Annotated in this window: 26 protein-coding genes; 19 read left to right on the top strand and 7 right to left on the bottom strand. The window is 37.8% G+C overall.

Annotated features, from left to right (window positions below; all coding sequences use genetic code 11):
* The first annotated feature begins 6 nt into the window (after positions 1-6).
* The 14 genes from AC6H0A_RS05000 to iscX all read left to right on the top strand — a co-directional run bounded on the left by AC6H0A_RS05000 (position 7) and on the right by iscX (position 10,175).
* Positions 7-1,749 carry a pyocin knob domain-containing protein gene (locus tag AC6H0A_RS05000; RefSeq protein WP_497512521.1) on the top strand — a complete coding sequence of 581 codons (1,743 nt, stop codon included), beginning with the start codon at positions 7-9 and terminating at the stop codon, positions 1,747-1,749.
* A gap of 12 nt (positions 1,750-1,761) precedes the next feature.
* Positions 1,762-2,379 carry an HI_1402-related protein gene (locus AC6H0A_RS04995; protein ID WP_179230849.1) on the top strand — a complete coding sequence of 206 codons (618 nt, stop codon included), beginning with the start codon at positions 1,762-1,764 and terminating at the stop codon, positions 2,377-2,379.
* The gene (locus AC6H0A_RS04990) at positions 2,358-2,636 is read left to right on the top strand and encodes a DNA helicase UvrD (RefSeq protein WP_179230850.1); all 279 of its coding nucleotides are present in this window, start codon (positions 2,358-2,360) and stop codon (positions 2,634-2,636) included. Before AC6H0A_RS04995 ends, AC6H0A_RS04990 begins: the two co-directional genes overlap by 22 nt.
* The gene (locus AC6H0A_RS04985; protein WP_253181202.1) at positions 2,629-2,850 is read left to right on the top strand and encodes a hypothetical protein; all 222 of its coding nucleotides are present in this window, start codon (positions 2,629-2,631) and stop codon (positions 2,848-2,850) included. Before AC6H0A_RS04990 ends, AC6H0A_RS04985 begins: the two co-directional genes overlap by 8 nt.
* 284 nt (positions 2,851-3,134) lie before the next feature.
* Positions 3,135-3,854 carry a tRNA (cytosine(32)/uridine(32)-2'-O)-methyltransferase TrmJ gene (trmJ, locus tag AC6H0A_RS04980; protein WP_005640714.1) on the top strand — a complete coding sequence of 240 codons (720 nt, stop codon included), beginning with the start codon at positions 3,135-3,137 and terminating at the stop codon, positions 3,852-3,854.
* A gap of 56 nt (positions 3,855-3,910) precedes the next feature.
* Positions 3,911-4,366 carry a Fe-S cluster assembly transcriptional regulator IscR gene (iscR, locus tag AC6H0A_RS04975; RefSeq protein ID WP_005630093.1) on the top strand — a complete coding sequence of 152 codons (456 nt, stop codon included), beginning with the start codon at positions 3,911-3,913 and terminating at the stop codon, positions 4,364-4,366.
* Between the two features lie 71 nt (positions 4,367-4,437).
* Positions 4,438-5,652, top strand: coding sequence for an IscS subfamily cysteine desulfurase (locus AC6H0A_RS04970; protein ID WP_005640717.1), 1,215 nt, complete (start codon positions 4,438-4,440; stop codon positions 5,650-5,652).
* A gap of 57 nt (positions 5,653-5,709) precedes the next feature.
* Complete coding sequence (iscU, locus tag AC6H0A_RS04965; RefSeq protein WP_005626962.1) at positions 5,710-6,093, top strand: Fe-S cluster assembly scaffold IscU; 384 nt, start codon at positions 5,710-5,712, stop codon at positions 6,091-6,093.
* Positions 6,094-6,146: 53 nt separating this feature from the next.
* Entirely contained in the window at positions 6,147-6,470 is a 324-nt protein-coding gene (gene iscA, locus AC6H0A_RS04960) for an iron-sulfur cluster assembly protein IscA (protein WP_005626961.1), read from the top strand.
* 12 nt (positions 6,471-6,482) lie between these two features.
* The gene (gene hscB, locus AC6H0A_RS04955; RefSeq protein WP_005640719.1) at positions 6,483-7,004 is read left to right on the top strand and encodes a Fe-S protein assembly co-chaperone HscB; all 522 of its coding nucleotides are present in this window, start codon (positions 6,483-6,485) and stop codon (positions 7,002-7,004) included.
* A 30-nt stretch (positions 7,005-7,034) separates the two neighbouring features.
* Positions 7,035-7,721, top strand: coding sequence for a DUF2625 domain-containing protein (locus tag AC6H0A_RS04950; protein WP_005640720.1), 687 nt, complete (start codon positions 7,035-7,037; stop codon positions 7,719-7,721).
* 18 nt (positions 7,722-7,739) lie between these two features.
* Positions 7,740-9,599, top strand: coding sequence for a Fe-S protein assembly chaperone HscA (gene hscA / locus AC6H0A_RS04945; protein ID WP_005640722.1), 1,860 nt, complete (start codon positions 7,740-7,742; stop codon positions 9,597-9,599).
* Positions 9,600-9,639: 40 nt separating this feature from the next.
* Complete coding sequence (fdx, locus tag AC6H0A_RS04940; protein WP_005640724.1) at positions 9,640-9,981, top strand: ISC system 2Fe-2S type ferredoxin; 342 nt, start codon at positions 9,640-9,642, stop codon at positions 9,979-9,981.
* Positions 9,981-10,175, top strand: a complete 195-nt coding sequence (gene iscX, locus AC6H0A_RS04935; protein WP_005630102.1) for a Fe-S cluster assembly protein IscX — start codon at positions 9,981-9,983, stop codon at positions 10,173-10,175. The genes fdx and iscX overlap by 1 nt, the downstream gene beginning before the upstream one ends.
* Before the next feature lie 50 nt (positions 10,176-10,225).
* Here iscX and AC6H0A_RS04930 read toward each other — a convergent pair whose 3' ends face one another.
* The 6 genes from AC6H0A_RS04930 to rlmN form a co-directional block, all read right to left on the bottom strand.
* Positions 10,226-10,840 carry a YfgM family protein gene (locus AC6H0A_RS04930; RefSeq protein WP_005640726.1) on the bottom strand — a complete coding sequence of 205 codons (615 nt, stop codon included), beginning with the start codon at positions 10,838-10,840 and terminating at the stop codon, positions 10,226-10,228.
* Between the two features lie 17 nt (positions 10,841-10,857).
* The gene (hisS, locus tag AC6H0A_RS04925; RefSeq protein WP_005640728.1) at positions 10,858-12,129 is read right to left on the bottom strand and encodes a histidine--tRNA ligase; all 1,272 of its coding nucleotides are present in this window, start codon (positions 12,127-12,129) and stop codon (positions 10,858-10,860) included.
* Between the two features lie 9 nt (positions 12,130-12,138).
* Positions 12,139-13,245, bottom strand: a complete 1,107-nt coding sequence (gene ispG, locus AC6H0A_RS04920; protein ID WP_005640731.1) for a flavodoxin-dependent (E)-4-hydroxy-3-methylbut-2-enyl-diphosphate synthase — start codon at positions 13,243-13,245, stop codon at positions 12,139-12,141.
* 11 nt (positions 13,246-13,256) lie between these two features.
* Positions 13,257-14,168 (bottom strand): RodZ domain-containing protein, encoded by a 912-nt coding sequence (locus tag AC6H0A_RS04915; protein ID WP_005640734.1) that lies wholly within the window; start codon positions 14,166-14,168, stop codon positions 13,257-13,259.
* A gap of 70 nt (positions 14,169-14,238) precedes the next feature.
* The gene (pilW, locus tag AC6H0A_RS04910) at positions 14,239-14,781 is read right to left on the bottom strand and encodes a type IV pilus biogenesis/stability protein PilW (protein ID WP_005640737.1); all 543 of its coding nucleotides are present in this window, start codon (positions 14,779-14,781) and stop codon (positions 14,239-14,241) included.
* A gap of 104 nt (positions 14,782-14,885) precedes the next feature.
* Complete coding sequence (rlmN, locus tag AC6H0A_RS04905) at positions 14,886-16,037, bottom strand: dual-specificity RNA methyltransferase RlmN (RefSeq protein WP_044232413.1); 1,152 nt, start codon at positions 16,035-16,037, stop codon at positions 14,886-14,888.
* Positions 16,038-16,283: 246 nt separating this feature from the next.
* On the opposite strand from rlmN, the gene AC6H0A_RS04900 reads away from it, so the two are divergent.
* On the top strand, positions 16,284-17,162 hold the full coding sequence (locus AC6H0A_RS04900) for a D-alanyl-D-alanine carboxypeptidase family protein (RefSeq protein WP_179230851.1): 879 nt from the start codon (positions 16,284-16,286) through the stop codon (positions 17,160-17,162).
* Between the two features lie 111 nt (positions 17,163-17,273).
* Here the strand turns inward: AC6H0A_RS04900 and AC6H0A_RS04895 are convergent, their stop codons facing one another.
* Positions 17,274-17,702, bottom strand: a complete 429-nt coding sequence (locus AC6H0A_RS04895) for a hypothetical protein (protein ID WP_005640743.1) — start codon at positions 17,700-17,702, stop codon at positions 17,274-17,276.
* A gap of 359 nt (positions 17,703-18,061) precedes the next feature.
* On the opposite strand from AC6H0A_RS04895, the gene AC6H0A_RS04890 reads away from it, so the two are divergent.
* Genes AC6H0A_RS04890 through AC6H0A_RS04875 form a run of 4 tightly spaced genes read left to right on the top strand, consistent with a single transcriptional unit; the run spans position 18,062 to position 21,523 of the window.
* Complete coding sequence (locus tag AC6H0A_RS04890; protein WP_005637458.1) at positions 18,062-18,943, top strand: metal ABC transporter substrate-binding protein; 882 nt, start codon at positions 18,062-18,064, stop codon at positions 18,941-18,943.
* On the top strand, positions 18,943-19,863 hold the full coding sequence (locus tag AC6H0A_RS04885) for an ATP-binding cassette domain-containing protein (RefSeq protein WP_005640745.1): 921 nt from the start codon (positions 18,943-18,945) through the stop codon (positions 19,861-19,863). Before AC6H0A_RS04890 ends, AC6H0A_RS04885 begins: the two co-directional genes overlap by 1 nt.
* Positions 19,864-19,866: 3 nt before the next feature.
* Complete coding sequence (locus tag AC6H0A_RS04880; RefSeq protein WP_005640748.1) at positions 19,867-20,715, top strand: metal ABC transporter permease; 849 nt, start codon at positions 19,867-19,869, stop codon at positions 20,713-20,715.
* Entirely contained in the window at positions 20,708-21,523 is an 816-nt protein-coding gene (locus AC6H0A_RS04875; RefSeq protein WP_005640750.1) for a metal ABC transporter permease, read from the top strand. Before AC6H0A_RS04880 ends, AC6H0A_RS04875 begins: the two co-directional genes overlap by 8 nt.
* Positions 21,524-21,816 lie beyond the last annotated feature (293 nt).

The following is a 21,816-nucleotide window of genomic DNA, read 5'->3' as shown; positions in this document are numbered from 1 at the left end:
GCAAAAATGGCAGATTTAAACAAACCAACTGTCGATAGCGAGTATACGCAATTCCCAACCGAAATTAGAGCCGCCATTAGTGCGGCTTTATCATTTTTGGATGGGGAGCACACTAATATCCCACTAAAAGCAAAACGCTGGAATCCATCAGCAAAAATTTTTGAAGAATATAATGGCACTCAATGGGTGCCCATGGCTACAGAGTATAAATTACCTGTTGATTATAACTCACTCAAAAACAAGCCAACCCCAAACTCTGCTGTTGATGATGAAAGTAATATAACGTTTGCGAGTTCAGCAGCCGTTAAAACTGCTTATGATAAAGCGGAGGAAGCAAAAGAAGCTGCTAGCGCTAAACAATCCCCAGCCACAACCTTAGCGGGCTATGGCATTGGAAATTTTAAAGTTGAACCTTTTGTTGGCGATATTAACACCCTTAAAACCGATGGTATTTATGCGATTACACAAGCAAGCCGTTCACAAAATCTACCTGTAGCTGGCAATAGTTGTCACATCCAAGTTATTGCAGGAGGTGATGGTCATTGGTGTCGTCAAATTGCCTATATTGCTTATAGTACAGATATGTATGAGCGACATCAAACAAGTTATCAGACAGACAGTTGGTCGGCTTGGAAAAAACTCAATACCGATGGCATTCCTATTGGTGCGGTGGTGTCATTTCCGCGCGCGGTAACCAATCCAGTTGGCTTTTTAAAAACCAATGGTACGACATTTAACCAACAAACCTTTCCTGATTTGTATCGGGTGTTGGGTAGCAACAAACTCCCTGACTTAACCCGTAGCGATGTGGGGATGACCGCTTATTTTGCCGTGGATAATATTCCTGCTGGTTGGATTGCCTTTGATGAGATTGCCACACAAGTTACCGAGCAACGTTACCCCGAGTTATATCGTCACTTAGTCGGCAAATATGGCTCTATTGCTCGTGTGCCTAAAGTAGCAGATAGATTTTTGCGTAATGTGGGTGATGGGCTATCGGTAGGACAAACACAAGAAGACGAGTTAAAACGACATGTACATAGAGTACCGATAGACTACGATTCTTGGTTCGACGACTCAAGTCAAGGAAGAAATAATTCGTATTTTGACTATACAACATTTACTCATTCTTCAGATTTGTGGAGTGTCAATAGTTATGATGATAGAGATGGCGATAATGGTTTTGTTTCACCTAAAAACACCTCTCAAATGGCAACAGGTGGTGCCGAAACTCGCCCTAAATCATTAATCCTCAAATTATGCATCAAAGCCATTAATAGTTTTGATGATGTAGTCTTTTGGATTAAATCTCACGGCGAGGTAACTAATACTGGTGAGCTTGATGCTGGGCGATTAGCGCAAGGACTGCAAAATAAAGCAGAGCTCAATCATACCCATACCGTGAGCCAGATTACGGATTTTAATCAGTCAGTAAGAGAGATAGTTACACAATCCATTACTCAAGGTTTTACTCAAAATCTAGCTGAAACAGGATGGTGTAAATTGCCAAATGGAATGATTTTACAATGGGGGAAATTTAACAAAGGATATAGATTTGTATCCGACGAACAACGCCTTGTTACATTCCCAATCACTTTTCCTAATAAGGTACTTTTTGTGGGGCTTACAGAATTTACGAATGCGTGGTCGTATAGTACAACAGTAGAAAATCGACAACACATGACAAATAGTGGGTTCTATGTAATTAGCCAACGCAATGACAGTATGTATTTTGCATTAGGATTTTAACGGAGAAAGCTTATGTATTACTACGATAAAAAAACAAATGGGTTCTTAGCACAAGGTGTAAATTTAATCCCTGAAGGTGCTATTAATATTACTGATGAGTATCATCGGCAATTGTTAAGCGGACAATCTCAAGGCAAACAAATCATCGCAGACAAAAGTGGCAACCCCGTATTAATTGACCCACAACCCAGTGCAGCACACGAGTTAAATCTTGACACACTTACGTGGGAAATTTCAGCTGAAAAACAAACCGCACTTTTTGCACAACAAAAAGAAAGCTTACTCAATAAATTAGCGGACAAAGCTGACCAACTTAAAAATAGCTTACTGGCGGGCTATCCACAAACAGAAATTGAAAGTTTTTATCGTCAGGAAAAAGAGGCTCTCGCATGGCAAGCCGACCACAACACACCCACACCGATGCTTTCACAAATTGCTCGCGTGCGCGGTGTGCCGCTAGATGTGCTTATTAGCAAAGTGATTGAAAAATCCGCGCAATTTGCCGTCGCCATTGGCATCATCATTGGCCAACGCCAGGCATTTGAAGACCGTTTGTTGGCTTTAAAAACGCCCGATGATTTAACCGCACTTGAACAGGAGATTGAACAATGGCAGTTCCAAGTAAATTAAAAAAATATGGCTACCACGTTGTGATTGCCATAGACCAACTGTTTAACGCCCTCACAGGTGGCGCAGCAGATGAAACCCTTTCTAGCCGAACTTATCGCGGTGCGATGTTAGCCGAGCAGCCGAAAAAACGCTGGCGAGTATTATATCGTTTCATCAACGGTGTTTTCTTTGATAGCAGTCACTGCAAAACAGCTTATGAAAGCGAGGTTTCAGGCAAACAACATGATGAACGCTTTAAGGCGGTGCAACATGGCTGAGATTATTTTTAACTGGATTCGCGGTGATGACGAAGCGGAAACCTTAGTATTTACCGAAGAAAACGGCGAACCCTTAGATTTTACAGGCAGTCGGTTTGATTGCGATATTGTGCCTTTAAGTAGTGCAAGCGAGAAAATTCACCTATCGACCGACAACCAAGGCATTTTTATTGATCAGCTAGGATTAAATGATTTTAGTTTGACGAGAATTTGACAAGATAGGTGTAAAAAGGTATGGAAGGTTGATAGGACTAATGGATAAATATATAATATCTATATGCGTAAGTGGTTGATTTATAATTTATTATTGATTAATATCTATTATAACTGGTTCGGACTCTTAATCCGTTGGTCGAGAGTTCGAGCCTCTCACAACCCACCATTCTTATTTTTATTATTCATCTCTAATATCTTAAATTTCTTTAATTTGCTTAAATTCTTGACTATTTTTAGCGGTTATTGTGGTAGAATACCCTTAAATTTTAGTCGGGCATCATTATGTTGGAAAATATTCGTATTGTTTTAATTGAAACTTCGCATAGCGGTAATATTGGTTCTGCTGCTAGAGCAATGAAAACAATGGGATTGACCCAGCTTTGTCTTGTTTCACCAAAATCCGTTGATGAACAATCTTATGCTCTTTCAGCTGGCGCAGAAGATATTGTAAAAAATGCTAGAGTTGTCGATAGTTTTGATGAAGCTGCCTATGATTGCTCTTTGGTGATTGGAACAAGTGCTCGTTTACGTCATTTGCAAAGTACATTGATCGAGCCTCGAGAATGCGCGGAGAAAGTTGTAGCGTATGAAGGCAAGATAGCTATTGTGTTTGGTCGTGAACGTATTGGATTAACGAATGAAGAATTGTTGAAATGTCATTACCATTTGAATATTCCGGCTAATCCTGATTATTCTTCTTTAAATTTAGCAATGGCGGTACAGTTGGTAAGCTATGAATTGCGTATGGCATTTTTAGCTCAAGATAAGAAGGAAAATTCACTTTCTTTAATAGAACAAAGCTATCCAACAGCAGAACAATTCGCCTATTTTTTTGAGCATACTGAGCGTGTATATCAGTCACTAGGATTCATTCAAAATCAAGGTGTTATGCATAAATTAAAGCGTTTATATTATCGCGCTCAACTTGAAAAAAATGAATTAAATATTTTAAATGGCATGCTAAGTGCGGTCGAAAAACGGATTGATCTTGATTTAGATTAATTGACTGATTTAGTAGGATATGTAAATATTTCAACATCACTTTTTAGGAACACTTTATGAAACTTACATCGAAAGGTCGTTATGCAGTCACTGCGGTTTTAGATATCGCTTTAAATGCAGAAAAAGGTCCTGTGAGCCTTGCAGATATTTCTGAACGTCAACATATTTCGTTATCTTATTTAGAACAACTTTTTGCTAAATTACGTCGTGATGGATTAGTAAAAAGTGTTCGAGGACCTGGTGGAGGTTATCAACTAGGTTTACCAAGTGACCAAATTTCAGTGGGAATGATTATTTCAGCGGTAAATGAAAATATTCATGTGACCAAATGTCTTGGTCGTGGAAATTGTCAAAATGGCGTAGAATGTTTAACTCATACATTGTGGGAAGATCTGAGTAATCGCATTGAAAGTTTTCTCAATGAAATTACTTTGGCTGAATTGGTGAGTAAACGTGAGTCAAAACGCCAAACTCATAGCGATTTTGAGAATTTATTAATTGTTAATCAATAAAGGAAAGTAGTCCGTACAGTGCAAAATGCATTAAAAGTGCGGTCAAATTTAGAATGATTTAGGAGTGAAAAATGAAATTACCTATTTATTTAGATTATGCAGCAACTTGTCCTGTGGACGAGCGTGTTGCGAAGAAAATGATGGAATTTTTAACCATTGACGGTACATTCGGTAACCCAGCTTCTCGCTCGCATAAATTTGGTTGGCAAGCAGAAGAAGCGGTTGATGTGGCTCGTAATCAAATTGCCAATCTTATTGGTGCCGATTCTCGTGAAATTGTGTTTACTTCTGGTGCGACAGAATCAGATAACCTTGCAATTAAAGGTGCTGCACACTTTTACCAAACTAAAGGCAAGCATATCATCACTTGCAAAACCGAGCATAAAGCCGTATTAGATACTTGTCGTCAATTAGAGCGCGAAGGTTTTGAAGTAACTTATTTATCCCCCGAGTCTGATGGTTTAATTGATTTAGAAAAATTTAAAGCCGAACTTCGCCCCGATACTATTTTAGTTTCAATTATGCATGCCAATAATGAAATTGGCGTGTTGCAAGATATTAAAGCTATTGGTGAGCTTTGTCGTGCAAATAAAACGATCTTCCACGTGGATGCAACTCAAAGTGTGGGCAAAGTTGCGATTAATTTGGAAGAGTTGCCTGTTGATTTATTATCTATGTCTAGCCATAAACTTTATGGACCTAAAGGTATTGGTGCGTTATACGTTCGTCGTAAACCACGTATTCGTTTAGAAGCGATTATTCATGGCGGTGGTCATGAGCGCGGAATGCGTTCAGGTACATTACCTGTTCACCAAATCGTGGGAATGGGTGAGGCTTATCGAATTGCAAAAGAAGAAATGGCATCAGAAATGCCACGTTTAAAAGCTCTTCGTGATCGTTTGTATAATGGCTTAAAAGATATTGAAGAAACCTACGTAAATGGCTCAATGGAGCGCCGTTTAGATAGTAATTTAAATATTAGCTTTAACTATGTTGAAGGTGAATCTTTAATGATGGCCTTGCGTGATATTGCTGTATCTTCTGGTTCTGCTTGTACATCAGCTAGCTTAGAGCCATCTTATGTGTTACGTGCACTTGGTTTAAATGATGAATTGGCACACAGTTCAATTCGTTTTACATTGGGTCGTTACACCACTGAAGAAGAAATTGATTACACCATTAATTTAGTAAAAGGTGCGGTGGAAAAACTTCGTGCATTATCTCCATTATGGGATATGTTTAAAGAAGGTATCGATCTTAGTACAATTGAGTGGTCAGCTCACTAGGATTTAACTGCTATTATTAAATGGCGTTTCTCAATGATTTAAAAAAGGAAAGTTAAAATGGCTTATAGCGAAAAAGTAATCGATCATTATGAAAATCCACGAAATGTGGGTTCTATGGATAAAAAAGATAGCAATGTTGGTACTGGTATGGTGGGTGCGCCAGCTTGTGGTGATGTAATGCAGTTACAAATTAAAGTTAATGATAACGGCATTATTGAAGATGCAAAATTCAAGACTTATGGTTGTGGTTCTGCTATTGCATCTAGTTCATTAATTACAGAGTGGGTGAAAGGTAAATCTTTAGAAGAAGCAGGCGCTATAAAAAATAGCCAAATTGCAGAAGAGTTAGAATTGCCACCAGTGAAAGTTCACTGTTCTATTTTAGCGGAAGATGCAATTAAGGCGGCAATTGCTGATTACAAATCCAAAAAAGGCGAATAATATGAAAAAATGCGGTCGGTTTTGACCGCACTTTTAGTGGTTTTGGGGGATATATGAGTATTACATTAACAGAAAAAGCCGCTCAACGAGTGAAAGCTTTTTTGGATAATCGTGGCAAAGGCATTGGTTTGCGTTTAGGAGTGAAAACATCAGGCTGTTCTGGCTTAGCTTATGTGCTTGAGTTTGTCGATGTCTTAAATGAAGAAGATCAAGTTTTTGAACAGCACGGTGTGAATATTATTGTTGATCCAAAAAGCTTAGTTTATCTCAATGGTATTGAGTTGGATTATGTGAAAGAAGGCTTAAATGAAGGCTTCAAATACAATAATCCAAATGTAAAAGAATCTTGTGGCTGTGGTGAAAGTTTCCATGTTTAAGGTAATAATCTGATGTTAAATCCTTTTCAAATTTTTGATTTACCCGCTGATTTTCAGTTAGATGAGAAGGCGCTAAATACACGTTATTTAGAATTACAAAAGGCGCTACATCCAGATAATTTTGTGTCAAGTAGTGCGTTAGAACAACGCGTTGCGATGCAAAAATCCACCGAAGTGAATGATGCCTTAAAAACGTTAAAAGACCCAATTTTGCGAGCAGAAGCTATTATTGCGCTTAATACTGGTGAACAGATAGATCTTGAACAAAAAAGTACGCAAGATGTGGCGTTTTTAATGCAACAGTTACAGTGGCGAGAACAACTAGAAGAACTTGAAGATCAGAAAGATGAACAAGCATTAAACGCTTTTGCGAAAGAAATTAAACAAGAAACTCAGTCATTATTGACCGCGCTTTCTGAGAGTCTGACATCCCAACAATGGACGAAAGCATCTCAACAGTGTGATAAATTACGTTTTACTCGTAAGCTTTCTGAAGAAATTGAACGTGTAGAAGAACGCCTTTTTGAACTGTAATAGATCTATATCTCAATATCCCTTGATATTATGCAAACTCTCGAACAACTAATATCTCCAGAAAACTCTGCTTGGCCTATACTTTCCCAATGGATTGAAAGTGCACGTAATCATTGTTATGTCATTAAAAAAGATCAATCAAGTGCAGAACGTGAACTTTTTACCATGCAAATGCCTACGTCATCACCAATGGGGGCAGTGATTTATGAAACAGGTGGAATTTTAATTCATCATGGTTGGTTGCGTATTTTAGGTTCAGGAAGTTTTAAATTACCGCGTGGATTGATGGATTGGAATTTTAGTAAGTCTTTTAGTGAGTCTGGTGAAAAACCAAAGTATTTATTGGTTGCTGATGATGTGATAGGCGGTTACTTTGCATTAAATGGTGGTTCCTTAGGCGATAACCTTGGCAAAATTTATTATTTTTCACCAAAAGATCTTACTTGGCATAATTTAAATTTTACTTATACAGAATTTTTAGCTTGGGCATTGAATGGTGATTTAGAGGCTTTTTATCAAGATCTATTCTGGCAAAATTGGCAAGATGATGTGAAACAATTGGATGGTAATCAAATTTTTGTATTCACGCCTGATTTAAGCGAAGATAGAAAAATAGCGATTGATGAACGTCAAAAACACGAAGTCAATATTGAAACACATTACCAAGCAAGCTTTGCAGAAAAAAATAAATTTGATTTGGCGTATTCCGTCGCATAACCAGTAGAAAAATATCATATGGCATTATTACAAATTGCAGAACCAGGACAAGCTGCTGCACCGCATCAACATCGTTTAGCCGTTGGGATTGATTTGGGAACAACCAATTCTTTGGTTGCATCCGTGCGTAGTGGTCAATCCGTGATTCTTAATGATGAACAAGAACGCAGTCTTGTGCTGTCTGTTGTTCATTATGGCGTTGAAGAGAAGAAAGTTGGTTTAGAAGCCTTTGAACAATCCTCACTTGATCCAAAAAATACGATAATTTCGGTAAAACGCTTAATTGGTCGTAGCCTTGCTGATGTTCAGTCTCGTTATCCTAGTTTGCCTTATGAATTTGTGGCGAGTGAAAATGGATTGCCTTTAATTGTTACGGCACAGGGGCCAAAAAGTCCAATTGAAGTATCCTCAGATATTTTATCGCGTTTAAATCATATTGCAGAACAACGCCTTGGTGGTGAGCTTTCTGGGGTTGTGATTACGGTTCCAGCTTATTTTGATGATGCCCAACGTCAAAGCACTAAGGATGCTGCGCGTTTAGCTGGGCTAAATGTATTACGTTTATTGAATGAACCCACTGCAGCCGCAGTCGCTTATGGATTGGATAGCGGGCAGGAAGGAATTATTGCGGTGTATGATTTAGGTGGTGGTACATTTGATATTTCAATTTTACGCTTATCAAAAGGTGTATTTGAAGTTCTAGCAACAGGGGGCGATACTGCGCTAGGTGGTGATGATTTTGATCATTTAATTGCAGATTGGGTTGTTGAACAAACCCAACTAAAACCACAAACTCCAAATCAACAGCGTGAACTGATAACCCTTGCCAGCCAAGCCAAAATTGCTTTAAGTACTGAGAAAAGTGCGGTGATTTCTTGGTTGAATTTTTCAGTAGAAATTTCACGGGAACAATTTAATGAGTTGATTCATTCACTTGTAAAACGTTCATTGTTAACTTGTCGCCGAGCTTTGAAAGATGCCAACGTTGAATCTGAAGAAGTGCAAGCGGTGGTAATGGTTGGTGGTTCAACTCGAGTGCCATACGTACGAGAACAAGTTGGTGAGTTTTTTGGTAAAACACCACTGACCTCCATTGATCCAGACAAAGTTGTGGCACTTGGTGCCGCAATTCAAGCTGATATTTTAGTCGGTAATAAAACTGACTCTGATATGTTGTTGCTGGATGTCGTGCCACTTTCTTTAGGCATTGAGACGATGGGTGGATTAGTGGAAAAAATTATTCCACGTAACACAACAATTCCTGTGGCTCGTGCACAAGAGTTTACTACTTTCAAAGATGGCCAAACAGCAATGACTGTTCATGTCGTACAAGGGGAACGTGAGCTGGTAGATGATTGTCGCTCTTTAGGCCGTTTTACTCTACGAGGTATTCCGGCAATGGCTGCGGGTGCCGCTCATATTCGAGTGACTTATCAAGTTGATGCAGATGGTTTATTAAGTGTGACTGCAATGGAAAAATCGACGAAAGTACAGGCATCAATTCAAATTAAACCTTCCTATGGTTTAACCGATGAAGAAGTGACCGAAATGATAAAATCTTCTTTTGATAATGCGCAAGAGGATTTGCAAGCTCGTGAATTAGCCGAGCAACGAGTAGAAGCGGATCGTGTGATTGAAAGTGTGATTGTTGCGTTACAAGCTGATGGGGCTGAATTGCTGAGCACAGAAGAATTTCATCATATTGAAAGTGTGTTAAAACAATTAATGGATGTAAAACAAGGTTCAGATCGTGATGCAATTGCACAAGGCATTAAAGCCTTGGATATCGCTACTCAAGAATTTGCAGCACGTCGAATGAATGCATCAATTAATAAAGCTTTGACAGGCAAAAATTTGTCAGATATTGAAAAACCGTAAAAGTGCGGTCAGATTATTAAATAATTTTGAGGAAAGTGTTATGCCAAAAGTGATTTTTTTACCTAATGAAGAATTTTGTCCCGAAGGTATGGTTGTTGATGCGGCTGCAGGTGATAACTTATTAGAAGTTGCACATAATGCAGGGGTGGAAATCCATCATGCTTGCGATGGTTCTTGTGCTTGTACAACCTGCCATGTGATTATCCGTGAAGGGTTTGACTCTCTAAATGAAACGAGTGATCAAGAAGAAGATATGTTGGATAAAGCTTGGGGATTAGAAATGGATAGTCGTTTATCTTGCCAATGTGTCGTGGGAGACGAAGATCTTGTGATAGAAATTCCGAAATATAACATTAACCATGCGAATGAGGCTGCCCACTAATGAAATGGACTGATGCTCAATTAATTGCAGAAGAACTTTACGATCGTAATCCGGATTTAGATCCCAAAACAGTTCGTTTTACTGATTTACATAAATGGATTTGTGAACTTGAGGATTTTGATGATGATCCGAATAAGTCAAATGAAGCAATTCTTGAGGCTATTTTATTGAAATGGTTAGATGAATTTGAATAATTAGAAATTTGATTGAAAAAATACCCGCACTTTGATGCGGGTATTATTTTTTAAAGATTGTTTAATTTCATTTTGGCCATTTGTTGTTCTAATTGGCTACCACTTTGTTGTGCTTGCTCAAAGCTGCTTTTAGCCGCAACTTTATCTCCTTTAACGACTTGGATATCGCCAGTTAAGAGCGCTTTACGAGCATTAAAACTTTCACCCTTCACTTGATTTAAGGTGGTTAACGCATTGTCTAATTGACCTAATTGAAATTGCACCGCACTTAGACGTAATGCAACAATAGATGTTAATACTTCATCTTGAGATTGAGTTAATGCTTGATTTAAGTTTAGTTCTGCAGCTGCAAAATCTTGTTTTTCAACCGCTTTTTTCGTTTCATCTAACAAAGCAAAGACAGCGTATGCAGTTTTGCTGTTAGCTTGCACAAATTGTTCTATATTTGCTTTTTTAGCTTGTTCATCTTGTTGTGCAGAATAGATTAACGCATCATACTGAGCAGAAGCTTGAGCGATTTGTTCTGCTTGGTGCGCTTGCCAATAACGCCATCCAAACATACCACCAACCCCTAAGATAAAAGCGACAATAATTGTTTTGCCATTTTCTTTCCACCAGTCTTTCAACTGGTTAATCTCTTGTTCTTCTTCAATGGAATAAGCCATGTTTTTCCCCTTTTAAATTAAAATTGAGTTTGAATATAGTCGATTATATTCACTAAATCTAAGGTTTGCTGCTCTGCACCACCTTGTAAGTGTTTAACAACGACTTGTTTATTTTGTACTTCGCTTTCGCCGATAACTAATGCCAATGTTGCACCAGATTTATCTGCACGTTTAAATTGTTTTTTGAAATTACCGCCAGAGCAGTGCAACATGGTATTTAAGTGCGGTAATTCTGAGCGTACTTTTTCTGCTAATTCAAAAGCAGCTAATGTTGCACCTTCACCTTGATAAACAACATAAATATCCACCGCACTTTTCACAGGAATATTTGGATTAACTTCTTGCACCAACAAGACTAAACGTTCTAATCCCATTGCAAATCCGATGCTCGGGGTTGCGTGTCCGCCAAGTTGTTCTACTAGCCCGTCATAACGGCCGCCGCCACATACAGTACCTTGCGCACCAAGAGCGGAGGTTACCCATTCAAATACAGTTTTGTTGTAATAATCTAAGCCACGAACGAGTTTAGGATTAATTTCATATTGAATACCCACTGCATCTAATAATGAACATAATTGTTCAAAATGCTCACGGCTTTCATCGTCTAGATAATCAAGCAATTTTGGTGCGTTATCTAATACTTTTTGTAATTCTGGATTTTTGGTGTCCAAAATACGAAGCGGATTTTTTACCAAGCGATCTTTTTCTTCATCGCTCATTAAATCTTGATGGTTTTCTAAGAATCCAACCAAAGTTGAACGATAATTTGCTCGAGCTTCTAAAGAACCAATTGAGTTAAGTTGAAGTGTAACATGTTGATCGATACCTAATGCTTTCCATAAACGATAGGTAAGTATGATTAATTCGGCATCGATTTCTGGATTCGCAATACCGAATACTTCAACACCGGCTTGATGGAATTGACGGTAACGACCTTTTTGCGGACGTTCATGACGGAACATTGGCCCCATATACCACAAGCGTTGTTCATTGTTATAGATCCAACCGTGTTCAATGGCGGCACGCACGCAACCTGCAGTGCCTTCAGGGCGTAAGGTTAATTGTTCATTGTTATCCCAAAATGTGTACATTTCTTTTGAAACAACATCGGTTACTTCGCCGATTGCACGAGCAAATAATGGCGTGCTTTCTACAACTGGCATACGCACTTCGGAATAACCGTAATTGTTTAATACCTGGCGTACTTGCGCTTCAATCCATTGCCATAATGGAGATTCAGTAGGGGAGCAATCGTTCATTCCACGAATTGCTTGAATAGTTTTAGCCACGAGCTTTCCTTAAATAATTCTGTTTTTTGGATCTTGTTGTGCGACTTTTGCACGAATTTTTGCTTCTAATTGGTTAACAATATCTTCGTTATCGAAGCGTTCTTTTTGACGTTCGCCATTAAGATAATAACCGCTTTTTTTGTTACCACCGGTTACCCCGAGATCAGATACAAGTGCTTCACCTGGACCATTCACTACACAACCGATAATTGATACATCCATTGGTGTAATAATATCTTCAAGGCGTTGTTCTAACGCATTTACTGTACCGATTACATCAAACTCTTGGCGAGAACACGTTGGGCACGCAATAAAATTAATGCCACGAGAGCGAATTCGTAAAGATTTAAGAATATCAAAACCTACTTTAATTTCCTCTACGGGATCTGCAGCTAATGATACACGTAATGTGTCACCAATACCTTCGGCAAGTAACATACCTAAACCTATTGCAGATTTAATCGAACCTGCTCGCGCACCACCAGCCTCTGTAATCCCTAAGTGCAATGGCTGCTTGATAGATTTGGCAAGTAAACGATAAGCTTCCACAGCTAAGAATACATCGGAGGCTTTTACACTAACCTTAAATTGATCGAAATTAAGACGGTCTAGAATTTCTACATGACGTAATGCTGATTCTAATAATGCCTCTGGTGTTGGTTCGCCGTATTTTTCTTGCAGATCTTTTTCTAAAGAGCCTGCGTTTACGCCGATACGAATCGGAATATTTTTGTCACGAGCACAATCAACAACGGCACGGATGCGATCTTCACGACCAATATTGCCTGGATTGATACGTAAACAATCTACTCCATATTCTGCGACTTTTAGTGCGATACGATAGTCGAAATGAATATCTGCTACGAGAGGGACATTCACTTGCTGTTTAATTTGTTTAAATGCTTCTGCTGCATCCATTGTTGGAACGGATACACGAACGATATCTGCGCCAACACGTTCTAATGATTTAATTTGAGTAACTGTCGCCTCCACATCAGTGGTGCGAGTATTTGTCATTGATTGCACGGCAATTGGCGCATCACCACCAACTGGTACATTTCCTACATAAATTTTTGTCGATTCACGACGCTTAATGCTTGGTTGAAAAGCTGACATCTTTTTCCTTATTAAGGTTGTGAAAGTTTGAATTTTGCAATGCGGCCATCCACTTTTAGTGGATAATTTTCGCCTTTATAGGTGATACGTACATTACTTGGTGCGCCAACAATTAATGAAAACTCATCTCCATTAAAAGTTAATACTTCACCTTTTTTATACTCTTTTTGTGCTAATACTCGGCGATTTTTATCTTTTACGCTGAGCCAGCTCGTATTATTTAAGATTTCTACAATCAAGTCTCCTTTTACAGTCGGTGCTGCTGGAGAAATTGATGGATTTTCTACCGCACCTTGAGTGTCTAAAACTGATTTTTCATCGTTTTTTGTTTGTGAAACGGTATTTTCTTGTGCTATTTCTGGTAACACATTATTTGTTATTTCTACTGGTTGTGAGACAGCGGCTGTTGTTTCTGGTGCAGTTTTATTGCTTTCTTCTGTCGTCACAAGAGCTGCAGCTGGCTGATTGTTTTCGGTAGAAGCAACATAGCTTTGTACTAAGTCATCACGTTCTTGGTTATTTTGCTGATAACTTTGCCACCACCAAAGTCCCGTCATGCCAAGGACTAAAATAAGTACAATGATAGATAAACGTCCGACCCAACGAGAGTGCGATGAATATTGATTTGCTTCACGAGTTGAACGAGCATTTTTACTCAGATCGTTTTTATCATTCTCTGCAAATGTAATATTTTCCCATACAGAATCGGGTAAGCGTAAGAACTTGGCATAGCTACGCACATAACCTTTTACAAAGATTGCAGGGGTAGATTTTTGAATAAATTCGTTGTTTTCAAGTTGCTGTAATATGGAAGGACGCAGCGCAATTTCTTTGGCGACGTCTTCGAGAGAAAGATTCAAGTTTTCACGAGCTTGGCGAAAAATCTCACCTGGTGAAAGTTCTTGTTCAGTTGTTGGATTCATAAATTCAATCAAATAATATGCGATAAATAAAGGCTAAATTCTAAAGTCCAACGCTTGATTTGGCAATGTTTTATTTGAAGGTATTAAACTTTTCCGCTCGTTTACTATCAGTTTGTCGCAATTTTTGTAATGCTTGTTGATAAATATCCATTTTTTGAGAGGAATAAGCACAAAGAGCCATATTTTCAAATGTATCTGCTTGATGATAATAATTAGGTGAATTCAGTGCGAGTTGAAATTGCTGTTGAGCTTGTTCAAATTGTTTTTGACGACATAAAAATGTGCCAAAATTATTATGTAAATCCCCCTGTTGATTATTGAGCTTTAAAGCTATTTCATATTCACGATGTGCATTCTCTATTTCCCCTTGTCGCTGATAATAATGTGCAAGAGCTGAATGCACGAGATAGTAATCTTTATCGTGTTGAAGTGCTTTATCTAAGTTGATTTTAGCGAGTTGAGGATTATTTTGTTGAAGGTAACCGAGTGCAAGTTCTACACGAGCTTTCGCTGCAGATTGTTGATTGAAATCTTTAATGGTTGATTGAGAAACGCAAGCAGAAAAAATGAAAGGGAAAATAACCGCACTGAGTTGTTTACTTATTTTTTGCATTTTTTCTCCTTTTAACTAACAGGGCAGGAAGAAATATTTAATATGCTTTAATTTGTATGACAACATAGGGCATGTGAACTTGATTAATTCACATGCCTAGAATATTAATTAACTTCTGTCACCCCAATATTTTGTCTAAATTGGCGTTTCATTGCCGTACGTTTAGTACGATCGATAACATCTCCTGCTAACTGTCCGCAAGCTGCATCAATATCATCTCCACGCGTTTTACGAATAATCACGGTAAAGCCATATTCCATCAAGGTTTTTTGGAAGCGGTCAATACGCGTATTCGAGCTTTTTGCATAAGGTGCTTCTGGGAACGGATTCCATGGAATTAAATTAATTTTACAAGGCGTATTTTTTAATACTTCTGCAAGTTGATGAGCATGTTCTACGCCATCATTTACATGATCGAGCATGACATACTCAATCGTGACTTTGCCGTGGTTTGCATTTGATACGCTTAAATAACGATTTACCGAGTCAATCAACATTTTGATATTATATTTTTTGTTGATTGGCACAATTTCATCACGTAATTCATCGTTTGGAGCATGTAATGAAATAGCTAAAGCCACATCGATCATTTTGCTCAAATTATCTAGTGCCGGCACAACGCCAGAAGTTGATAAAGTGACACGACGTTTTGATAAACCGTAGGCAAAATCATCTAACATAATCTCCATTGCAGGAATAACATTAGCGACATTTAATAAGGGTTCGCCCATTCCCATCATTACCACATTTGTAATTGGTCTAATGCCAGTCACTCCAAAGTTGCCTATAATTTTAGAGGCTCTCCAAACTTGGCCGATAATTTCTGAAACCGTTAAATTGCGATTAAATCCTTGTTGTGCGGTTGAACAGAATGTACAAGCTAAGGCGCAGCCAACTTGGGAAGATACACAAAGCGTCGCGCGATCTGCTTCGGGGATATACACGGTTTCAACTTGCTGCTCGCCCACTTGCATTGCCCATTTTATCGTGCCATCGGCTGAACGCTGTTCAACGGCAACTTCTGGGGCTTTAATTTCTGCAACAGCCTTAAGTTTTTCACGTAATTTTTTATTAATGTTTGTCATATTGTCGAAGTTATCTTCGCCAAAATGATAAATCCATTTTACTAACTGATCTGCTCGGAATGGTTTTTCGCCGAGTTCTTTAAAAAATTCGCGCATTTGTTGGCGCGTTAAATCCATTAGATTAATTTTTTTAGCTGGTGCATCTGATTGCACTGACAATAATTCTGACATTTTAGCCTCGTTATTACACATTGTGGCGATAGCGTTGTGCTGGTGTTTTTATTAAAAACTCACAACGAAAAATTCGCAATTAAAAAATGAACGGCGATTGTACAGATTTGTCACCGCATAATCTAGCGGAATTGAAAAATGATGGAAAATATCACCGCACTTTTTTGCGATCTAGATCGCAAATATTTCCAATTACAGCGTAAAAAGTGCGGTAAAATGTAAGACTATTTTCTAAGGTGACCGATAATGTTTAAAAAAGCTTTATTTATTTTTTCTTTGTGTCCTTCTTTTGCGGTGGCACAGTCTTATGTTGTGTATGATTTTACGCATAATCGAGTGTTGGAAAGCCATGCGCCTGATAGCGTTCAGCCTATTGCTTCTGTAACGAAATTAATGACAGCGAACGTATTTCTAGAAAATAATACAAATCCTAATTGCACCATTGCGATAACCAGTGACGATCGTGATTACATTAAAGGTACAAGCACAAAATTACCGATGAATGTTCCGATGGCTTGCAGAGAATTATTAAAGGCGATGCTTGTACATTCTGATAACTATGCCGCCCATGCGCTTTCTCGTGCAGCAGGAATGAGCAGAGTACAATTTATTAATAAAATGAATGAAAAAGCTCGCCAATTAGGCATGTATTCTACTCGTTTTCATGATAGTTCTGGTTTATCGAGTAGCAATATTTCCAGTCCTATGGATTTAGTTAAACTTGCTAAACATTCTTTAAATAAACCTGAAATTCGACAACTATCTAATATCAGTGCTACGAATATTCAAGCTGGAAAACATAGTGTATTAATGAAAAATACAAATAAATTAGTGCGTGATGAAATTTTTGATGCGGTGGTAAATAAGACTGGATACATTCGAGAATCTGGTTATAACCTTGTTTTCATCAATAAACACCCATGTAAAAGTTCCACCATCGGTGTAATTAGTCTCAATAATTCTTCTTCTGCATATCGTTCTAGTTTTACTAAAAATAAATTAGAGAAATTTGGCTGCACGGCATTAAATGGAAGAAAAATTCGTGATGTAGTAGGAGAAGATCAATATGAAGATGGTTATGATGAAGTGGGCTTTAATATGCTAATTAAGAATTTATCAAAGTAGTATTTATGATACACGACAAAATGCGAGATGATAGCTTGTCCCATCTCGCATTTTTAGTTTCAATAGCTACTAGAAGAATTAGCTCTTGCTATATTTATCAAAAGTTTGAGCCTATTGATTAGCCTTGTCAGCTGCATCCTCAGCTTCTTTAGAAAGCTGAACTGAAAGTGTAGAAGCTGCTTTTGATTCTTCCGATAATTTCAAAGCTAAATTTGCTGCTGCATTAGACTCATCCATTTTTTGTTTAGCTAGTCTTTGCGCATCTTCCCCACCTTGCTTTAAAAGAACCTGTGCTTCTTCTTGCTTTTGCATTGCAACTTTCACCGCTTCTTTAGCTTTTAAAGATTTATCTTTCGCTTCCGTAGAGGCGTCTATTGCTTGTTTAGATTTATCTAGTGCAATCTGCTTATAGTTTAGGGAAGCCACCTTTTGAGCAGGTTGTTCCACTGTAGTTTTAGTTTGTTCAGATGTTTTAGGTTTATCATCACAGGCAGTTAAGGCTATTACTGAGCCCAATACTAACCAAAATACTTTTTTCATATATTATCCTCAAAAAGATGAATTCATAACGGTTACCACATTCTAGACTTAATTTTTGAAAAAGTCACTATAATAACAGAAAAATATTTGTACTTTTGTATCAGTAATTAAATCAATAAATTAAGGATAAAAGTTTTTGAAAACTTAGCTTATCACGATGATATAACACTTAAAAACATAGGGAAAATCTATCTCACTTTTTGTTATGCTTTCAAAAATCAAAATAACTTTAATGTTTGATAATTATTTTCATTTGAAAAACGTAATAAAAATAGTACTATTACCTGTGATGAATAATTGTTGAGCTGTTGAGCGATTATTCAGGCATCCAATCTAATACTTTTTTATAAGGACATCTTATGCGAAATTCATTAAAAATTATGACCGCACTTGCACTTGGTTTATTTGCAATGCAGGCTAATGCAAAATTCAAAGTCGTCACCACCTTCACCGTGATTCAAGATATCGCACAAAATGTGGCGGGTAATGCAGCTACAGTGGAATCTATCACCAAACCAGGTGCTGAAATTCATGAATATGAACCTACTCCAAAAGACATTGTGAAAGCACAATCTGCCGATTTAATTCTATGGAACGGCTTAAATTTGGAGCGTTGGTTTGAACGTTTCTTCCAAAATATTAAAGACAAACCAGCAGTAGTGGTGACTGAAGGTATTCAACCATTGTCTATTTATGAAGGCCCGTATAAAGATGCGCCTAATCCACATGCGTGGATGTCGCCATCTAATGCATTAATTTATATTGAAAATATTAAAAATGCATTGGTGAAATACGATCCACAAAATGCAGCAGTGTACGAAAAAAATGCTGCTGACTATGCTCAAAAAATTAAACAACTTGATGAGCCACTTCGTGCAAAATTAGCACAGATTCCAGAAGCTCAACGCTGGCTTGTGACAAGTGAAGGTGCTTTCAGTTATTTGGCGAAAGATTACAACTTAAAAGAAGGCTACTTATGGCCAATTAATGCTGAACAACAAGGCACACCACAACAAGTGCGTAAAGTGATTGATTTAGTTCGTAAAAACAATATTCCTGTTGTGTTTAGTGAAAGTACAATTTCAGCAAAACCAGCACAACAAGTTGCTAAAGAAAGTGGCGCAAAATACGGTGGCGTATTGTACGTTGATTCACTTTCTGCGAAAAAAGGCCCTGTGCCAACTTATATTGATTTGCTTAACGTCACTGTATCAACCATTGTTAAAGGATTCGGAAAATAATGGACTCTTTCTCGACATCAATTTGGGTTAATGATGTAACTGTTCGTTACAACAATGGTCACACAGCTATTCACAATATGACGTTCTCATTAAACAGTGGAACTATTTGTGCATTAGTGGGTGTGAATGGAAGTGGTAAATCCACGTTATTTAAAAGCATAATGGGGCTTGTGAAGCCACAACAAGGCGAAATCAAACTTTGCGATTTGCCAATTTCCCAAGCACTGAAACGTAATTTGGTTGCTTATGTTCCACAATCTGAAGAAGTGGACTGGCAATTTCCGGTGTCAGTTTATGATGTCGTGATGATGGGGCGTTATGGGTATATGAATTTCCTTCGTATCCCGAAAGCGATTGATAAACAAAAAGTTCAAGAGGCGATGCAGCGAGTGAACATTGAACATCTCGCGCATCGTCAAATTGGTGAGTTATCTGGCGGGCAGAAAAAACGCGTGTTTTTAGCCCGCGCTTTAGCACAACAAAGTCCAATTATTTTATTGGATGAACCTTTCACTGGCGTTGATGTGAAAACTGAAAATGCCATTGTTGATCTTCTTCAACAGCTTCGAGACGAAGATCATCTGATTCTTGTCTCAACTCATAACTTAGGCTCAGTTCCTGATTTCTGTGATCAAGTGGTGATGATTAATCGTACGGTGATTGCAGCAGGGAAAACGGAAGATACCTTTAACCAACATAATTTGGAAATTGTGTTTGGTGGGGTATTGCGCCATATTAAATTATTAGGCGAAAATTTACATAATGATGAAGATAAACGCGCTGTTACCGTCTTAACGGATGATGAAAAAGCAGTTGTATTCTATGGTGAAACTAAGCAAGATCCTCCAGCGCCAACAACACAGGATTGCCATTTTGAAGACTGTCCTTGTAAAAGTGCGGTCAAAAAAGAGAAGGATTAAGGCATGTTAGCATTATTATTAGAACCTTTTTCCTATGATTATATGCTCAAGGCGATGATCTTGAGTACCGCAGTTGGTGGGATTTGTGCTTTTTTGTCTTCATATTTAATGCTTAAAGGCTGGTCTTTGATTGGCGATGCACTTTCTCATTCCGTTGTTCCTGGTGTCGCGATTGCTTATGCCTTTTCTTTGCCTTATGCGCTTGGTGCATTTTTTGCCGGAATTTTAGCCGCACTTTCCATTCTTTGGATTAAATCCATTTCTAAACTGAAAGAAGATGCCATTATCGGATTTATTTTTAGTACTTTCTTTGCATTAGGTCTATTGATCATTTCTTTAAATCCAACCGCAGTAAATGTGCAAAGTATCATTTTAGGCAATATTTTAGGTATTGCTGACGAAGATATTTACCAAGTGGCAATTATCATCGGCGTCTGTTTAGTATTGCTTTTATTATTTTGGAAGGATTTACTACTGATTTTTTTCGATGAAACTCAAGCGATTACAGTCGGTCTGTCTCCATTATTTTATAAAATCTTATTTTTCACCTTATTAAGTGCGTGTGTGGTGGCGGCATTGCAAACTGTCGGCGCGATTTTAGTGATTGCGATGGTCATTACCCCGGGTGCTACGGCATATTTACTGACGGATAAATTCAAAACCTTGTCAATCATCGCGATTATTTTAGGGACGATGACAAGTTTTGTTGGTGTTTATATTAGCTATTATTTAGATGGTGCCACAGGCGGTGTGATTGTCACATTGCAAACCATATTGTTTTTGGCTGCTTTCTTATTTTCACCAAAATATGGTTTACTCACTCGTAATAAAAAGGCGGTAGAAAATGTTTGATTGTCTTTTAGAACCGCTACAATTTGAGTTTATGCAAAATGCCTTGCTGACTGCATTTATTGTTTCAATTATTTGTGCGTTGCTTTCTTGCTATTTAGTCTTGAAAGGTTGGTCATTAATGGGCGATGCGATTTCCCATGCCGTATTACCTGGTATTGTACTTGCTTATTTGGCAGGAATTCCTTTAGCGATTGGTGCATTTTTTTCAGGCATTTTTTGCTCGCTTGGCGTGGGATATTTAAAAGAAAATAGTCGTATAAAAGAAGATACAGCAATGGGCATTGTATTTTCTGGAATGTTTGCTATTGGTCTTGTTATGTTCACCAAAATTCAAACAGAACAGCATTTAACGCATATTTTGTTTGGTAATGTATTGGGTGTAAGCCATCAAGAGCTTATTCAAAGTGCGGTTATTTCTGCGATAATTTTTTGTATGATTGTTTTTAAACGTAAAGACTTTTTGCTTTATTGTTTTGACCCAAGTCATGCTCGTGTTGCAGGTCTTTCTCCAAAGATTTTACATTATGGCTTATTAATGTTGCTTGCTTTAACCATTGTAAGCACGATGCAAGTGGTAGGTGTTATTTTGGTGGTGGCAATGTTAATTGCGCCAGGAATTACAGCACTTACGCTCACAAAATCTTTTGATAAAATGTTATGGATTGCTATTGTCAGTTCCATTACATCAAGCCTAATAGGCGTAATATTGAGCTATCATTTTGATGCGTCAACTGGTGCTTGTATTATTCTTCTGCAAGCCGCATTTTTTGTTATAGCATTAGCTTATAGCAAAATTAAAACAAGATAATTTCCTTTCTTTAAAAACGGTACAAGCTTAAGTTTGTGCCGTTTTTGTTTGATGAAATATTCTTTCAACGCCTAATATTACAAAGTATATAAACGGTTCAACAAGGGATAATTGATTTTATAGTATTCGGTTTACATTTTTCTCTTTACTTTGGAATGGCATTCTTTATCCGATTTGATATATCTTTTCCTCATAATCCTCAAAATGTTGTTTAGCAAAGTTTTGTAATTGTATATAGAAGGATTTTTGGAAATTAATCGCTATAAAATCAACGATACTTTGTAAATCTATAT

Source organism: Haemophilus sp. THUN1692, assembly GCF_059704395.1.
Note: the sequence above shows the minus strand (reverse complement) of the source record. Positions and strands in the feature narration are given on the sequence as shown.

What these genes read in the sequence shown, in the direction of transcription:
- hscB (WP_005640719.1), top strand. Translation starts at nt 6,483, where the DNA reads ATGTTAAATCCTTTTCAAATTTTTGATTTACCCGCTGATTTTCAGTTA.
- AC6H0A_RS04950 (WP_005640720.1), top strand. Translation starts at nt 7,035, where the DNA reads ATGCAAACTCTCGAACAACTAATATCTCCAGAAAACTCTGCTTGGCCT.
- AC6H0A_RS04890 (WP_005637458.1), top strand. Translation starts at nt 18,062, where the DNA reads ATGCGAAATTCATTAAAAATTATGACCGCACTTGCACTTGGTTTATTT.
- iscX (WP_005630102.1), top strand. Translation starts at nt 9,981, where the DNA reads ATGAAATGGACTGATGCTCAATTAATTGCAGAAGAACTTTACGATCGT.
- ispG (WP_005640731.1), bottom strand. Translation starts at nt 13,245, where the DNA reads ATGTCAGCTTTTCAACCAAGCATTAAGCGTCGTGAATCGACAAAAATT.
- AC6H0A_RS04885 (WP_005640745.1), top strand. Translation starts at nt 18,943, where the DNA reads ATGGACTCTTTCTCGACATCAATTTGGGTTAATGATGTAACTGTTCGT.
- iscR (WP_005630093.1), top strand. Translation starts at nt 3,911, where the DNA reads ATGAAACTTACATCGAAAGGTCGTTATGCAGTCACTGCGGTTTTAGAT.
- AC6H0A_RS04985 (WP_253181202.1), top strand. Translation starts at nt 2,629, where the DNA reads ATGGCTGAGATTATTTTTAACTGGATTCGCGGTGATGACGAAGCGGAA.
- AC6H0A_RS04880 (WP_005640748.1), top strand. Translation starts at nt 19,867, where the DNA reads ATGTTAGCATTATTATTAGAACCTTTTTCCTATGATTATATGCTCAAG.
- AC6H0A_RS04875 (WP_005640750.1), top strand. Translation starts at nt 20,708, where the DNA reads ATGTTTGATTGTCTTTTAGAACCGCTACAATTTGAGTTTATGCAAAAT.
- AC6H0A_RS04930 (WP_005640726.1), bottom strand. Translation starts at nt 10,840, where the DNA reads ATGGCTTATTCCATTGAAGAAGAACAAGAGATTAACCAGTTGAAAGAC.
- AC6H0A_RS04970 (WP_005640717.1), top strand. Translation starts at nt 4,438, where the DNA reads ATGAAATTACCTATTTATTTAGATTATGCAGCAACTTGTCCTGTGGAC.
- pilW (WP_005640737.1), bottom strand. Translation starts at nt 14,781, where the DNA reads ATGCAAAAAATAAGTAAACAACTCAGTGCGGTTATTTTCCCTTTCATT.
- rlmN (WP_044232413.1), bottom strand. Translation starts at nt 16,037, where the DNA reads ATGTCAGAATTATTGTCAGTGCAATCAGATGCACCAGCTAAAAAAATT.
- fdx (WP_005640724.1), top strand. Translation starts at nt 9,640, where the DNA reads ATGCCAAAAGTGATTTTTTTACCTAATGAAGAATTTTGTCCCGAAGGT.
- AC6H0A_RS05000 (WP_497512521.1), top strand. Translation starts at nt 7, where the DNA reads ATGGCAGATTTAAACAAACCAACTGTCGATAGCGAGTATACGCAATTC.
- AC6H0A_RS04990 (WP_179230850.1), top strand. Translation starts at nt 2,358, where the DNA reads ATGGCAGTTCCAAGTAAATTAAAAAAATATGGCTACCACGTTGTGATT.
- AC6H0A_RS04900 (WP_179230851.1), top strand. Translation starts at nt 16,284, where the DNA reads ATGTTTAAAAAAGCTTTATTTATTTTTTCTTTGTGTCCTTCTTTTGCG.
- iscA (WP_005626961.1), top strand. Translation starts at nt 6,147, where the DNA reads ATGAGTATTACATTAACAGAAAAAGCCGCTCAACGAGTGAAAGCTTTT.
- AC6H0A_RS04895 (WP_005640743.1), bottom strand. Translation starts at nt 17,702, where the DNA reads ATGAAAAAAGTATTTTGGTTAGTATTGGGCTCAGTAATAGCCTTAACT.
- trmJ (WP_005640714.1), top strand. Translation starts at nt 3,135, where the DNA reads ATGTTGGAAAATATTCGTATTGTTTTAATTGAAACTTCGCATAGCGGT.
- AC6H0A_RS04915 (WP_005640734.1), bottom strand. Translation starts at nt 14,168, where the DNA reads ATGAATCCAACAACTGAACAAGAACTTTCACCAGGTGAGATTTTTCGC.
- hscA (WP_005640722.1), top strand. Translation starts at nt 7,740, where the DNA reads ATGGCATTATTACAAATTGCAGAACCAGGACAAGCTGCTGCACCGCAT.
- AC6H0A_RS04995 (WP_179230849.1), top strand. Translation starts at nt 1,762, where the DNA reads ATGTATTACTACGATAAAAAAACAAATGGGTTCTTAGCACAAGGTGTA.
- iscU (WP_005626962.1), top strand. Translation starts at nt 5,710, where the DNA reads ATGGCTTATAGCGAAAAAGTAATCGATCATTATGAAAATCCACGAAAT.